Raw genomic sequence first — 14,614 nt, 5'->3', positions numbered from 1 at the left:
AGTTCTACTCCACTTACATAATTCTACAGGAATCTTTGATATTCATAATATCGACTTTGCATTTTGTATAAAAACGCAATCCCTTTCTGCAGAAATTTGCAGTATTAAATCAATATTAATTTCAAAATTTAGAAATCATGAAAAATTTATTACAAAAAACAATCATTGCATTAAGTTTATCTTTTGCCGTTTCCGGAAGCGCACAAAATCACAAACATGACACCGGATTTAAAATGCCGGCATTAAATCCTAAAAGCGCATTAGCTGAATTAAATGGAAATCATGTTGGCATCAGAGTACCTGATTACGATGCAGCTATTAAATGGTATACCGAAAAATTAGATTTCCGCATTATCCATGAATGGCCATATGCTGATGAAAAACTGGCTTATTTAGCACCCGCAAATACGAACGATTTTTGGATTGAAATCCTTGCCGGCGGAAAGCTCAGTGAACCGATTGTATACAACGATTTAGGAAAAAGTCTTGAAAAGGCAGGTTTCCACCACATCTGCATGGACGTTACGAGTGTAGATAAAACGGTTGCCGAACTGAAAAAAAGAGGTGTTACAATTGTTGGAGAAACATTTTATTTACCCGCTATCGGACGTAAGTTAGCATTCTTTCAAGATCCGTGGGGCAATATGATTGAATTGTCTGAAATTGTAAAAAAATAAGATATCAATCTTTTAAAAGCCTTTAGCAGTACTAAAGGCTTTTATTTTTTTTAATCTTAATAGCTGAACATCTTTCTGCTTTGGCCACAGTTAATAGCAAAAGCAAATTTTAAATAAAAAATATTCTTACCTGGAATATATTCACTTTTAATTAACTTTACGACACCAAATATGCCATGAAAATGATTAGAGAAACTATTGACAGTAAAGAAATCAATACTCTGAGGGATTTACCAGATATGATTCCGGTTTTTCGCGAATTTTTTGAAAATTGGACTATCCGTGTATTTAATCGCGAACAGCATGAATGTAGAAATTATCTTTCGCCCAACCGCAGAGAATTCTACAAGATATTATTTATCACCAAAGGAACCGGTGTTTTTACAATGGGGCTTAATACCTATTATATTGAAGAACCCACTATGCTTTTTATCCATCCAAACGATATTATTTCATGGAAAAATCTGTCAGAGAAAGATTCAGGCGGCTATTATGTCTTGTTTAAAAAATCCTTTGTTAATCATCATTTACAGTTAAAAGCAATTATCGATAAATTCGCATTGTTCACGGACAAACAAAAGAGTGTTATACGTCTTACTGAAGAAGAACTGCCACGTATAACCCAATACTTTGAAAAAATGCAGGCAGAGGAACAGGATTTAATCAACGGTGAATATAGAGAAGATGCCATGCAGGCTTTTTTACAGTTATTAATGGTAGAAAGCATGAAAGTGGCAAGGTATCCAAAGCCAGATGAAGTTACTGAGGATTATTCGCAGGTACACCATTTTTTTAATCTTTTGGAAAAGGAAACTTCAGGAATAAATTATACAACACCTCTGAGAATAAAAACGGCCAAGGAGTTTGCAAACGATCTGCGAATGCATCCCAATTACCTCAATGCGGTATTAAAAAAACATACGGGACAAAACGCAAGTACTCTCATACGCAATCGGATACTTGATGAAGCAAAAGCTTTACTGGTACAGACCGATTGGAGCCTTCAAGACATAAGCTATAGCATTGGTTTTGCTGAACAGCCTAATTTTAGTCAATTCTTTAAAAAATATACAGGTTTTACACCTGCTGAATTCAGGAGAAGTTTTTAATATTTTTTCTGCCGCCGTAATTAAAATCCTTTGTTTTCGAACAGAGGATTTTTTTTGATTCTGCTCCATCTGTATAATTCCATAAAAATCTTTGATATTCATAATGTTGACTTTGCAATTCGTAATAGTTGAGGACTGCTTTCTTCAGAAATTTGTATCAACAAAACAGGACAATAGAGTCCTATTGTTAATCAAATTGTTAATCAAAAATCATCGTAGTTATGGAAAAATCAATTTTAATAATCGGAGCGGGTCCCGGGTTAAGCCGTGGTGTAGCCGAAAAATTTGCTAAAGAAGGTTTTGCAATTAACCTTGTAAGTCGAAATCAGGACAATCTTGAAAAAATTAAACAAGAGCTAAATGCCAAAGACATCAACGTAAAATATGCTGTAGCTGATGCCGGTAAGGCAGATCAACTCACTAAAGCGGTTGCAGCATTATCAGATGGCAATTCAGGATTTGATGCGGTACTTTATAATGCAGCGGTACTGAAAGCGAAAAACATCGTGGAAGAAACTTCTGAAACCCTTACACAGGAATTTACCATCAACGTAGCTAATGCGTTACATACACTACAGCTGACCCATGCAGGACTGAAACAAAAGAAAGGCGCTTTTCTTTTAACCGGCGGAGGATTAGCTATAAATCCAAGTGCAGAATATGGCTCTTTATCCATAGGTAAAGCAGGTATCCGAAGTCTGGCATATCAACTTCATGACCAGCTTAAAGATGATGGAATTTATGTAGGATTGCTTACCGTTGCGGGATTCATTCTCCCAGACAGCGAAACACATTCGCCGGAGATTCTTGCAGATTTATTCTGGAACCTTTATAATGAAGGAACAGCTGTTGAATTCGAACAATAATGTGATGGAAGCAGATAACAATAATCAAAATGAGGTAATACTATTCGTAAAAGTCGCCTCAAAAACGGAAAGTATATCCAAAGCAAAAGATGCCTTGCTGTCTGATGTCTATGGTGCAAGAACCGAAGCAGGAAATTATAAAATGGAACTGTATTCAGCGGAAGGTCATCCCAATAATTTCTATCTATTTGAACGTTGGAAGGATCAGGTTTCTTTAGAAGAACATTTTAAACATCCTTACACTTCAGCTGCATTCGATTTGCAAAAGAATGATCTCACGGAGCCCATACAGATGAATTATCTGATAGACTTATGGCCTTTGAATGATAAGCCGGTGAAGGAAAATCACAGACCACTTACGACATTAATAGTACCATTTGAAACAAAACCCGGGAAAGAAGAAGCACTTGTAGCACTCTTTGAAAAATTTGTGCCCCTGGTAAGACAAGAACCTGGAAATATAGAATTTCATTTTCACAAAGTAACAGGAAATAAAAACCTATTTGTACTCTACGAGCGATGGGAAACCCAGAAAGACCTGGATCAGCATAATAAGCAACAAACTACAGTTGACTTGGTTGAAAATGTTGAACCATTGCTTGAAGGTAATGTTTTGGATTCCATTTTATTCGTAAAGGATATCAGTCAGGAGAAATAACAATTTTAAAATATTATAATGAAAAATAATAAAATCTGGCTCATTACAGGCGCCTCACAGGGCATCGGTTTTGCAGCCATACGATACCTTCTCTCAAAAAATCAGACCATAATTGCTACAACAAGAAACGTTGATGCATTTGATAAAGAGGTGATTAAAAATCCAAATCTGGAAGTGATTTCTCTGGATTTGACAAATGAAACTGCAGTGGAAAACTCAATAAGTTACGTAGCTGAAAAGTATGGCACCATTGACCTGCTTATCAACAATGCCGGATATGGGTTTGTTGGAGCCATTGAAGAAGCATATGAATTAGACATTGCAAAAGTACTTTCCATCAATGTGGAAGTAACACTGAGAATGACACGCTTTGTACTTCCTATAATGCGCAAGGCAGGGAGCGGTCATATCATCAATTTATCCTCTGTTTCAGGATTGGCAAGTTCGCCGGGATTTGGTATATACAATGCCGCCAAATATGCAGTGGAAGGTCTTTCGGAAGCATTATACCACGAGGTAAAAGATCTTGGTATAAAGGTAACCATTATAGAACCCGGAGCCTTCAGAACAAATTTTTTAGATAGCTCGCTGGTTGTAGCGAAAAAAAATATTAGTGACTATGATGCAACAGCGGGCAATTTCAGAAATCAATTGAAAAAGAACAATGGACACCAGCCTGGCAATCCTGAAAAGGCAGCCGAAATCATTTTCGAAATCAGTAAAATGAGCAAGCCGCCGTTAAGATTACTTCTGGGAAAAGATGCTTACAACAGAGCCACTAAGAAGCTCAATGATATGCAGATTGAAATTGAGCAGATGAAATCTTTGACCTTGTCTACAGATTTTTAAAAATTAATCAATAAATCTAAATACTTATGAAAACTATCAAAATGGCACTTTTTGCCTTAATGGCAACATTCGGAATGAATGCAGCAGCACAAACTCAAAATGAAAATAAAAAAATTATCAACGCTGGATTTGAACGTTGGGCAAAAGGCGAAGGTAGTTTTTTTGACCTCCTTACAGATGATATGGTCTGGACAATTAACGGCAGTGCACCGCTTTCAAAAACATATAAAAGTAAAAAACAATTTCTAGACGAAGTAATAAATCCTTTAAATGACAGACTATCACAAAAAATAGTCCCATCCGTCCGTGCGCTTTATGCCGAAAACGATATGGTTATAGCCCTTATTGACGGAAAGGCAACAGCAATAGACGGCAGACCGTATAATATGTCTTATGCCTGGTTTATGCAGATGAAAAATGGAAAAATCATAAAAGTGGATGCATTCCTTGATGCAATACAGTTTGCAGATGTCATGCAACGTCTTTCAGGAAAATAATTTTTTGAGATTTCATCTTTTACGAATTTAAATTCTAAATATATGCATACAGGAAGACGGTATTCACTATCAGAATTTTTAATTTGGTCAAGACGCAGTATCTAAGTAACCGCAATTTGTCACAATATAACCAGACAATTTTGAAGAAAAAATTTTTCGCTAAATTATAATATTATAGACTGTAACAAAATAGTTAAGAACCATTTGTTCCGAATAATTTTGTTGATATAGTCGAGAAATGGTTGATGATAAAGTTGTTATTTCTTTTTTTTCTCCAAGTTTAATTGGCTCTCCATTAATTAATGATTCTTTTACATCATTTATATTAAACATAAATCCTGTGAAATTTTCGGGAGCATCAATGAGTATTTTTTTTTATTTCTGCGTGAGAAAAAGGATTTCTATTTTTTTTTCGTAATACTGTAAATGTAACTTTTTCAGATTCCGATATCAAATTTTGTTCTTCCGCAGCATCCAAAGATTTAAATAATGTAAGATTATCATATAAATCAACAACTTCTAAAGTTTTTTGATTATACGTTTCATGGTTTGAATAGTCTAAGCCCAAAGTATATTTTTCAATTAAAGCAAATTTTATCATCCTTTCCAAAAAATGATCTGTTCCTAAAATTGCTGTTTGAAATAATTCAAGTTGTAAATTCTGTAAAATCTCATTTCTTAAACTTGTTAATGGTAAAAATGACGTGGTTGATGTAAAAAATAGTTTTTAAATTTTCATAGTTTTTCTCAATAAGTTTAGTGTAATTAGGGATAAAAAGCACTTTCATTGATATTTTTATATTATTTATATTTATTAACGAAACATTAATGGAAACTTGGTTTTCTGATCTTTAGTATTAATACTTGATATTAATATATTTTTTCGAAAAAATCTAATTTTTTTGTCTTTTAAATTCCATCATTATGTATTTTTAATGGATTATTGAGCGGACTTTCTCTTGGTTTGATAACGACAGAATGCTGTGCCGAAATTATGAGCTCATCGTAGAAACTTCCGAAAATATGGTGAAAATATTCGCTATAAAAAATTTATTGAACAAAATTTAGCGGGCTCCAAATTTATAACATCGTGACCTTATGCATAATTGAAATTTTATATGTTGCTTAGTGTTAATTTTTTATTATAATTAAGAATACCTTATTATAATTATTCTTAATTATTGGTTTATTTTAGTAATTTTATCGCTTAAAAATTAGGAATATGAAAAAAACCAGTTTATTAGCATTTGTCTTAATGAGCAAAATAATATTTTCTCAAGTTGGGATAAATACTCCAAATCCCACAGCCGCACTGGATATTGTTTCCAGCCAAAGCGGAATCCTGATTCCCAGAATGACAGCCGCCCAAATAGAACTCATTAATCTTCCTACCGAAGGCGAACTAGTTTTTAGCACGACAAACACAGGATCCATCGTTAACGTAATAGGATTTTGGTATTATAACGGAACTGCGTGGAAACCTCTTGCAGCAACCAGCTCAAACGGAATAAATATTTACAGTTCAAGCGGAACGCTTACCGGTAACAGAACAGTTAGTCTGGACAATCATAACCTGAATATTGGTCCTGATAGGTTATTCATATCAGGAAATACCCCCGGTAATGTAGGTGTAATGACTGCAACCCCCACACAAAAATTAGATGTTAATGGAGGAATGAGAGTTCGCACCTTACCTAAAGGAAATGTATTGACTACTGCTACTGGTATCTTATCGACAGACGGAGCTTTAGTTTATCATTATGGAGATCTGCGATATTCTTCTGTTACTACAGATCATGAGGGCTGGTATTTACTGAATGGAAGAGCATTGTCGACATTACCCGCGAGTGCTCAGACAAGAGCAGCAGGTTTAGGCATTACGGGAATACTTCCCAATGCTGCAGGTAAATATATGAAACAAGGTACACCCGGAACAACAACCGGAGCTGATAACGTAGTACTTACCCAAGGAAATATACCCAACTTTACACTGAGTGGCAACACAACAAGTGTATCTCACAGTCATGACTTGATAAGTCCGGGAAATACAGTGGTAAGAGGTACAGATATTCTTCAGGATCCTGCCGGCGCTTCCAATGTATGGCAACTGGCCGGAGGTGCTGCACCAGGCTCCATAGCCGCCAATCAGACTTATGTATCTACCGCTGGCGGAGCTCACTCTCATACGGTAACAATACCTACCGGAGGAACGGCAACACCAATTGCTTTAAATCCTAATTATATCCAGCTGAATTATTTTATTTATTTAGGTAATTAATAAAAAACTATATGCTAACCAAAACTACAATGAAAATCATATCTCTTTTGTATCTTTTCTTATTAATCGACACAAAAGCCCAAGTGGGTATAGGAACTCCAAATCCAAAAGCCGCTCTCGATATTACATCTACCACACACGGAATATTAATCCCCCGAATAACCGCTGTTGAAGCAGAAGCCATCAGCAGTCCTAAACTTGGTGAATTGGTATATGCAACAACCAACACAGGAGCTACAATCAATAAAATAGGATTTTGGTATTACAACGGTACAGTATGGAAACCTTTCGGAGCTGCTTTACAAATAAATACAGATCTCTATAACGGTGACGGAACTTTAGCCGCTAACCGAACAATGACTACAGGCGGAAATAATCTTTCTTTCGACTCAGATAAATTATCAATCCTTTCTGCGAGTCAAAAAGTAGGGCTTGGAGATAATACTCCCGAACATACTTTGGATATCAACGGAAATACCCGTATAAGAAATTTATCAAACGGAAATGTCGTAGCCTTAGCAGACGGAACTTTAGCTATCGGCCCTAAAGTACCTTACGGAACCGTAAAAGAATCCCTTCGTTCTACAGATCATAACGGCTGGTATAGATTAGACGGTCGCGCAGTGAATACTTTACCGGCTATCGCACAAACCAATGCAGCAGCATTAGGAATTTCAGGAACTTTAATCAATGCTAATAATCTTCTGATTAAACAAGGTGCTGCTTTGGCAACAGGAGGCTCTTCAAATATTGCTCTTCTGAGAGCAAACTTACCCAATTATAATATGACAGGTGTAACTTCGGCAGTTGCCGATCATACCCACTCAGTATTAAGCGGAGGACAAAATATGAACGCTGTAGCCTCTGGAAATGCATTTATTGTAAGAGCAGGAAGAGGAACCGTGAGCAGTACCGTTGGGGTAACGTTAACTACAGCTCCAGCCCATGTTCATACCGGAAATATTGCTTCCGGAGGAACCGGAGCCACTCTGAATATTATACCTGAAAGCATCACCTATACTTATTTTATTTATCTGGGACAATAAATTGGAAATTATGAAAAAAATAATTATAACTTCTTTGTTTTTATCAGCATTAGTTGCACCTTTAAAAGCACAGAAAGCCGTAGTGGGAGTCGGAACAAGCTCTCCTCAAACAGTACTGGATGTAGTTTCCAATAGAAATGGGATTTTAATTCCCCGCCAGACTGCATTACAAATTACCAATATTCAAAATCCGCAGGAAGCTGAATTGGTTTATTCTCTTACAAATGACGGCGTGACCGTTAATGAAAAAGGCTTTTGGTTTTTTCATTCCGGAACATGGCTTCCTCTATTAGACAATAATGCTAATACTAACAGCATTTATACTATAGACGGTATTGTCAATTCAAACCGTACAGTTATCCAAAACGGGAATTTTTTGGATATCGGTCCGGGATTATTTTATATTGACGGTGCGACTTCACGAATCGGATTATTAACAAACGCTCCTACCCAGGCTTTAGATGTAAATGGGGAAGTCAGAATTCAGACTTTAAGCAGTGTAGGAAATGTTGTTGCCGATGCACAAGGGACCTTACTGCATGATACTGCGGAATTTTTTGACATCGGTGACATAAAACCTTCATACAATACTGCAGATCATGACGGATGGTATCTTCTTGACGGAAGAGCTGTCACTTCTTTACCCCAAACTGCTCAGAACAATGCATCAACCATATTGGGAATAACAACAGCCTTACCCGATGCTTCCGGTCGATATTCCATAGGAACAACAGCAACACCAGGAAGTTTTACAGGAAATAATACCATAACACTTACGCGAAGTAATTTTCCTGTATTTAATTTCACTTATACAACCAATTCAGCAGGGGCACACGATCACACGTTTAATTACCAAACGATCAGGACCAATACAGCCAACGGAGGCGGAAATAATATCCATGCCTATTGGCTGTCCGGAGCTTTTGTAGGTGGAGGAAATTATCCGCAGAGTACCTCTGGATTTCATTTCCACTCCTATACAGCAGCATCCGGAGGGAGTGACACCCCTGTAGACATCAGACCAAGTGCATTGAATGCCAATTATTTTGTCTATTTAGGAAATTAAATAAATATATATTGATAAATTCTTTAGAAGGTAAAAGAGGTTTTTGATGTTTAGTTTGTTATAACCTTCTTATATAAGTCCCGACTGTAGATTCTTTAACATTAAGAGTATTTGCATTTCCAAAGTTTTCGTTCCCTATAGCTAATAGCTCAAACTTGCAAATTTATTCAGATAACAACTTTCGGGACTTTTAATTATCTAATCTTTATTTTTTGTATAATTAAAAATTAACATATTACAAGATATATAATCGTTTTGTGAGATTAATTTAGCTGAAATTTTCTAGATCAACAGATCCTTGAAGTCTGTTTAAAATCAACATCCTTAATCGATCCTCATGTTGATCTGCCCATTGACCTAAAATACCTATTACAGGAATCAAACTTTTACCAAACTCCGTTAAGCTGTACTCTACTTTTGGAGGCACGACCGGATAAATTTTCTTTGTAACCAATTCGTGATCTTCCAATTCCTTTAACTGAATGTTTAAAACCCGTCGTGTTGCATCCGGTATTTTACGCTGTAATTCACTTGGTCTTTTATGCCCCTGATCAATAAACCAAAGCAAACGTATTTTCCATTTACCATACAGTACTTCACCGATCAGATCAAGACCGCAATTTAAGTTCGGTATTATTTTTCTCTCATACATATTGCAAAATTAAACGTATGTTCCGATTAGTGCAATAGGGGAATAATTTATCCCTATATGAATCGTAATTCCGTACTTGTGCAAACTGTTTTTATACCCCAATTTTGTCCTATAAATAATTCTAAAAAATGGAACAATTTAATTTCAACAATGAGTTATCAGGCAAGATTGCATTGGTAACAGGAGGTACAAAAGGAGCAGGAAAAGCAATTGCAGAAAGGTTGCTACAAGCTGGCGCAACAGTTATCATTTCTGCTAGAAATGCACCTGAAAAAGAAAACAGCAATCTGCATTTTATTGCCTCCGATCTGAGCAAGGCAGAAGGAACACAAAAAGTAATCAACGAAGTATTGTCTACTTATGGAAGGCTGGATATTCTTGTAAATAACCTTGGTGGATCATCAACACCCGCCGGCGGCTTTACTACATTAACAGATGAAGATTGGGAATCAACCCTGCAAGCTAATTTGCTTGCTTCTGTTCGACTGGACAGAGGTTTTTTACCACAAATGATCGATAGGAAAAGTGGTGTTATTATTCACATCGCTTCCATCCAGGGTAAACTCCCTTTGTACGATTCAACTTTGCCTTATGCAGCTGCAAAAGCAGCTTTGAGAAACTATAGTAAAAGTTTATCAAACGAAGTTACCCCTAAAGGTGTTCGGGTTCTGACTGTTTCGCCAGGCTGGATCAATACTACAGCATCTGAAGCCTGGCTGGGCGAAATTGCAAGAAACGCAAACAGTACTGTAGAAGAAGCGCAACAAAGTGTAATAGATGCATTAGGTGGAATACCTTTCGGTAGACCTGCCGAACCAAAAGAAGTAGCTGAATTAGTTAATTTTCTTGTATCACCAAGAGCCGGCTATTTATCAGGAACTGAATTCGTAATCGATGGTGGCACAGTACCAACAATTTAATAATCTTAAAAAAAAAAGAAAATATGAATTTACCAAAAGTAATCACAGAATTAGTAAAAGCTCAGAACGATTTTAATAGCGTTGCCTACGCAAATTGTTTTTCTGATACAGCTGTTGTTTTTGATGAAGGAAAAACACACAATGGAAGAAAAGAAATAGAGCATTGGATCGCAGATTCCAACGAGCGTTACAAATCGGTTATGACGCCTGTCAGTTATGAAAAAAATGGCAGTTCAAGTGTCTTATCTGCAGAGTGTTCAGGTACATTTCCTGGAAGTCCAATTATATTAAAATTTCATTTCGAAATTGTTGACGGACAAATACAACGTTTGAAAGTAACTGATTAAAAAACGGCTAAGTTTAGCCGTTTTTTTGAATAACGGGCAAACCATTCTCGGAAGTGATTTTTATTGTTTTTTGAAATTTTAAATATTTGTATTTATAAAATACTCCAAACATTCAGCAAGTATTGCTCAGAGATATTGATATTTTTTAATCATTTTTTGAGATTTATGATTTTACACAAATTTATAGGCCATCACAATACAATGATGTTCTTTTCTTTCTAATACTTGTCTGAACCCCGCCTTAAAATATAACTCTTTAGCTTTATAATTATGAGATTGTACTTCTAAAGAAAGTTCTATCTTACCAAATCTTTTCTCAGCTTCTGTGATGATATTCTCCAGTAATTTCATCCCAATATTATGACCTTGAAATTTAGGCTTTATATACATTTGATAAATATTTCCAACATTCATCGAATTCTTTACCAATACACCAATCCCAATTAATTGATTATTAAAAAATGCACCATAAATAAATTTATCAGATGTTTGGTTTTCAATATCTCTTTCAATGGAAAGTTTATCAATTTTTACAGACTCTTCATAATCTGCTGAAAAAAAATCCGGGAATTTTTTTAAACTTTCTAACCTTATTTTTCGGTATTCACCACTTTCTCCAGGTTCTAAACACCTAAATTCAATATTCATTTCTAGATATTGATGCTTCTATTGCATCGTTTTTTGAGAATTAGTTTTATCTATAGTAACGTTTCTGATGCTTGGCGAGGTTGCGAACTTCGGAACCGATTATTTTCTGTTAAAGATTAAATTTCTTGCGAAACGTAAAAATGAATTTACCACAAAATTCGCAATCTTACCAAACGCCTGTTAGTAGACATTTTTTCTATTTATTTAATTTTTCTAATTCGGATAATTCACTTTTATACTTTTCAACGTCCCAAATTAAATTCCAATTTTTAACATAGTCAGAGATTGGACCTAGGCCAACTTCTGTTCTTCTTTTATCTACATTGTCAGGATCAATTAAAGGTAAAACATATTGAGTTTTAGTATTTGGATTGGTTCCTATTTGACTTCCGTATATTTGTTTTCTACCTTCTCGAATTTCTATTCTGTCAATTAACAAAGCTAAAGAACCTGGACTTGCATTTCCTTTTGTTACAGCTTCTTTCATCATTGGTAAATATTTTTTTTGCGTTTCTAAATCTGAATGTTGAATTACAAGAAATAATGCACTATTGGCTTGTGCACCTACTTTGTCTTTACCAACCCAACCTTTTTCATCTAATATTTTTTTTACTTTTAATAAGTTAATTGAGTCTTTCTGAATTGTTATTTTCCAAAGGTCTTGCATTTCTTTAGAATCTTGAGCGAATTTTTTTTGGGTTTCATTGATTTGAACTCTATACTTTTGGTCTTCGTCAAGAATTGTCAATAATTCAGCCTGCAATGGTTTATCATAATTCGCTTCTATTAACTCTAATTTTTTTTCTAACTTTTCAATTGTTTTTCCCCATTCTTTTTTTGAATGTAAATTTTCTAAATCAGTATCAGAATTTAAGTGCTTCAGATTTGTCCAACCTTTTTCTATTGATAAGTTCAACCATTTAAATGCTTTTTTTGTATTTCCTGCCAAAGAAGATGCGCATGCGCCATTATATAAGTGATTTGGATTTTTGCTTTCAATTTTAAAAGCTTTATTATATAAATCAGTAGACATTTTATAATTTTTTGTTTCATATAATTTATCAGCTTCACTTATTAATTTTGAATATTCTTGAGCATTAACGCTTGTGAATAAAAATAATAATAACAAAGTATAAATATTGTTTCTCATTTTTTTTCTGTATTAAATTATTAAATTTTAGATGTTTCCGTTCTGTTTTTTTAAGGCTTTAATTTGTAAATCGAAATTTTGATCTTTGGTAGAAACCCTTGCATATCCAATTTTCATATTTTGTTACATTAAACTCATACTCCGTCAATTTATAAAACTTTGTTTATTGATACGAGATTTTGAGAAAGTAAATTAAAATAATTAAAATTTTATTTAAATTATCTGGCAGCTCCCAATAAAAACTCCTACTTTCAGCAGGAGTTTATTCTAGATTCTAGACTTTTTAATTCAGATATTGTAATACATTTTTCTTTTCCAAAGTAAATATCTTATGAGATTTATTTTCTATGGTAATCGTCTTGCTATTATCAAGTAATGTTTTTATTTCGCAGAAAGCTTCGCTACTCATTTTAGAAACATCAATATTGTTAATTTTAATGATTGTATCCGCTAATTGTAGTCCTGATAATGGAGGAATTTCTAATTTATTTACAATAACAAGACTGTTATCAATCGGTGCAAATGCAATCCCGAAACTTTGATATTCAGGAGTTTTTCCTGTACTCGCAAGAATGATTTTTTTATTAATAAAATCAAGATCAACTAAATAATTTTCTATAAACCTGGTGCCAATTAAATTAGGTGAATCAGAACTGCTGTCTATTATTTGATTACCCAGTTTTGTGTCATTGAGTTCAATATCCATCAAATCAACCTGTCTTTGTCCTTTAACAATACTATTTAAAGATTGGGATAGAAGCCCTTCAAAAGTCAAAAAGTCCTTATCTTTTATTTTATCGTATACTGTCTGATTAACCGTAAATCCCATTCCGGAACCGGTATCAAATATAAATTCTATATTTTGATTTCTTATTTTAGCGTTAATTCTTGGAACATTGGTAAAATTCTCTTCAGAAAAAGGAATCGTTGCAATAGGATTGGCGAGTTCCTGTGGTTTATCAAACACCGTAATCGTCTTGCTTTTAAAATCAATTCGCCAAATTTTGCCTTTCATCATATTGGCTCCAAAAATTCCACTAATTTTTTTACACGCACGACCGCTCATCCAGCCTATATCTGCAAATGAAAAGTTCACGTTTTTAATGTTCAAATCTGCTACCTGTAAATTATCTGTCGAAAAAACTTCCATCTTTGATTTCGCATTATTTGCGTCTACTCCTTCAAAAATAGTAGTACTTTTCTTTTCTTTCAATTGATCTTTTAGTTCAGATGAAATAATCGTAAAAGCTCCTGAATCAAAAATGAAATTATAGGGATTATTTTTAATATTTAGGCTTACCACTATCTTTCCGTCAATTAATTCAAATGGTATTGTTGCCGCGTTAAAAAAGAAAGGAAACAATAATAAAAATAAAAACAAAAGCTTTTTATGATTTCTCATTTTCGATTGATTAAGGTGTCAGACAAATATAAGAATAAAAAATAAAGACTGCCAATGAGGCAGTCTTCTAATTTAATTACCAAGTCCACTTGATGCCGACAGAACCCGTTACGGTTGTAGCACCAGTCTGAGGATTGGTTGTTGTGCTTACGTTTGTGGAAAGCTCTTTCTTTTTCTTTCCTCTTGAAGCGAAAGTTGAAGGAGGCGTTGTATCCTGCATATCAACAGGAATTTGTCCTAAAAATCCGATCGCTAAACTGAATCCTGTTACTCTTAAGTCTACTAATTCAAGTTCTTTAAGGTAAGCTTGCTGTTCGTCCGACATTTCGAAGTTTTCAGAAATAAAATCAACCGGATTATTGGCTACATATTCGGCAACTTTTAATCTTTCGTCGATTGATAAAGCGTTCAACTCTTTTTGTTTTGCTTGTACTCCTTCTGGAGTAAAT

The 14,614-nt window shown here is 34.6% G+C and carries 17 protein-coding genes; 11 read left to right on the top strand and 6 right to left on the bottom strand.

Annotation, left to right across the window (positions count from 1 at the left end; translation table 11 throughout):
- Positions 1 to 137 precede the first annotated feature (137 nt).
- The 6 genes from ABD745_RS05710 to ABD745_RS05685 all read left to right on the top strand — a co-directional run bounded on the left by ABD745_RS05710 (position 138) and on the right by ABD745_RS05685 (position 4,656).
- Positions 138 to 677 carry a VOC family protein gene (locus tag ABD745_RS05710; protein WP_344826572.1) on the top strand — a complete coding sequence of 180 codons (540 nt, stop codon included), beginning with the start codon at positions 138 to 140 and terminating at the stop codon, positions 675 to 677.
- A gap of 182 nt (positions 678 to 859) precedes the next feature.
- Positions 860 to 1,786 (top strand): AraC family transcriptional regulator, encoded by a 927-nt coding sequence (locus ABD745_RS05705; RefSeq protein ID WP_344826569.1) that lies wholly within the window; start codon positions 860 to 862, stop codon positions 1,784 to 1,786.
- Positions 1,787 to 2,007: 221 nt separating this feature from the next.
- Positions 2,008 to 2,652: an SDR family NAD(P)-dependent oxidoreductase gene (locus tag ABD745_RS05700; RefSeq protein WP_344826566.1), complete on the top strand. Its 645-nt coding sequence runs from the start codon at positions 2,008 to 2,010 to the stop codon at positions 2,650 to 2,652.
- A complete protein-coding gene (locus ABD745_RS05695) occupies positions 2,621 to 3,310 on the top strand; it encodes a putative quinol monooxygenase (RefSeq protein WP_344826563.1) in 690 nt (229 codons plus the stop codon). Before ABD745_RS05700 ends, ABD745_RS05695 begins: the two co-directional genes overlap by 32 nt.
- Before the next feature lie 18 nt (positions 3,311 to 3,328).
- Positions 3,329 to 4,159 (top strand): SDR family NAD(P)-dependent oxidoreductase, encoded by an 831-nt coding sequence (locus ABD745_RS05690; RefSeq protein WP_344826560.1) that lies wholly within the window; start codon positions 3,329 to 3,331, stop codon positions 4,157 to 4,159.
- A 26-nt stretch (positions 4,160 to 4,185) separates the two neighbouring features.
- The gene (locus ABD745_RS05685) at positions 4,186 to 4,656 is read left to right on the top strand and encodes a nuclear transport factor 2 family protein (RefSeq protein ID WP_344826557.1); all 471 of its coding nucleotides are present in this window, start codon (positions 4,186 to 4,188) and stop codon (positions 4,654 to 4,656) included.
- A gap of 358 nt (positions 4,657 to 5,014) precedes the next feature.
- Here ABD745_RS05685 and ABD745_RS05680 read toward each other — a convergent pair whose 3' ends face one another.
- Positions 5,015 to 5,257, bottom strand: coding sequence for a hypothetical protein (locus ABD745_RS05680; RefSeq protein WP_344826554.1), 243 nt, complete (start codon positions 5,255 to 5,257; stop codon positions 5,015 to 5,017).
- Positions 5,258 to 5,878: 621 nt separating this feature from the next.
- On the opposite strand from ABD745_RS05680, the gene ABD745_RS05675 reads away from it, so the two are divergent.
- Genes ABD745_RS05675 through ABD745_RS05665 form a run of 3 tightly spaced genes read left to right on the top strand, consistent with a single transcriptional unit; the run spans position 5,879 to position 9,046 of the window.
- Complete coding sequence (locus ABD745_RS05675) at positions 5,879 to 6,934, top strand: hypothetical protein (RefSeq protein WP_344826551.1); 1,056 nt, start codon at positions 5,879 to 5,881, stop codon at positions 6,932 to 6,934.
- A gap of 29 nt (positions 6,935 to 6,963) precedes the next feature.
- Positions 6,964 to 7,980 (top strand): hypothetical protein, encoded by a 1,017-nt coding sequence (locus ABD745_RS05670; protein ID WP_344826548.1) that lies wholly within the window; start codon positions 6,964 to 6,966, stop codon positions 7,978 to 7,980.
- 10 nt (positions 7,981 to 7,990) lie between these two features.
- A complete protein-coding gene (locus ABD745_RS05665; protein WP_344826545.1) occupies positions 7,991 to 9,046 on the top strand; it encodes a hypothetical protein in 1,056 nt (351 codons plus the stop codon).
- 268 nt (positions 9,047 to 9,314) lie between these two features.
- Here the strand turns inward: ABD745_RS05665 and ABD745_RS05660 are convergent, their stop codons facing one another.
- Positions 9,315 to 9,698: a winged helix-turn-helix transcriptional regulator gene (locus ABD745_RS05660; RefSeq protein WP_344826542.1), complete on the bottom strand. Its 384-nt coding sequence runs from the start codon at positions 9,696 to 9,698 to the stop codon at positions 9,315 to 9,317.
- A 128-nt stretch (positions 9,699 to 9,826) separates the two neighbouring features.
- Between ABD745_RS05660 and ABD745_RS05655 the strand changes: the two genes are divergently transcribed.
- Entirely contained in the window at positions 9,827 to 10,618 is a 792-nt protein-coding gene (locus tag ABD745_RS05655) for an SDR family oxidoreductase (RefSeq protein ID WP_344826539.1), read from the top strand.
- 23 nt (positions 10,619 to 10,641) lie between these two features.
- Complete coding sequence (locus ABD745_RS05650; protein ID WP_344826536.1) at positions 10,642 to 10,965, top strand: nuclear transport factor 2-like protein; 324 nt, start codon at positions 10,642 to 10,644, stop codon at positions 10,963 to 10,965.
- A gap of 171 nt (positions 10,966 to 11,136) precedes the next feature.
- On the opposite strand, the gene ABD745_RS05645 is transcribed toward ABD745_RS05650, so the two are convergent.
- The 4 genes from ABD745_RS05645 to ABD745_RS05625 form a co-directional block, all read right to left on the bottom strand.
- Positions 11,137 to 11,613 (bottom strand): GNAT family N-acetyltransferase, encoded by a 477-nt coding sequence (locus ABD745_RS05645; RefSeq protein WP_344826532.1) that lies wholly within the window; start codon positions 11,611 to 11,613, stop codon positions 11,137 to 11,139.
- Positions 11,614 to 11,809: 196 nt separating this feature from the next.
- Positions 11,810 to 12,763, bottom strand: coding sequence for a DUF6624 domain-containing protein (locus tag ABD745_RS05640; RefSeq protein WP_344826529.1), 954 nt, complete (start codon positions 12,761 to 12,763; stop codon positions 11,810 to 11,812).
- 283 nt (positions 12,764 to 13,046) lie between these two features.
- Complete coding sequence (locus tag ABD745_RS05630) at positions 13,047 to 14,165, bottom strand: retropepsin-like aspartic protease (RefSeq protein ID WP_344826523.1); 1,119 nt, start codon at positions 14,163 to 14,165, stop codon at positions 13,047 to 13,049.
- A 76-nt stretch (positions 14,166 to 14,241) separates the two neighbouring features.
- The coding region (locus tag ABD745_RS05625; RefSeq protein WP_344826520.1) for a hypothetical protein at positions 14,242 to 14,614 on the bottom strand (373 nt) is incomplete at its 5' end.

The organism is Chryseobacterium ginsenosidimutans (assembly GCF_039536845.1).
Taxonomy (GTDB): domain Bacteria; phylum Bacteroidota; class Bacteroidia; order Flavobacteriales; family Weeksellaceae; genus Chryseobacterium; species Chryseobacterium ginsenosidimutans_B.
This window is presented reverse-complemented; position numbering and strand designations above follow the sequence as displayed.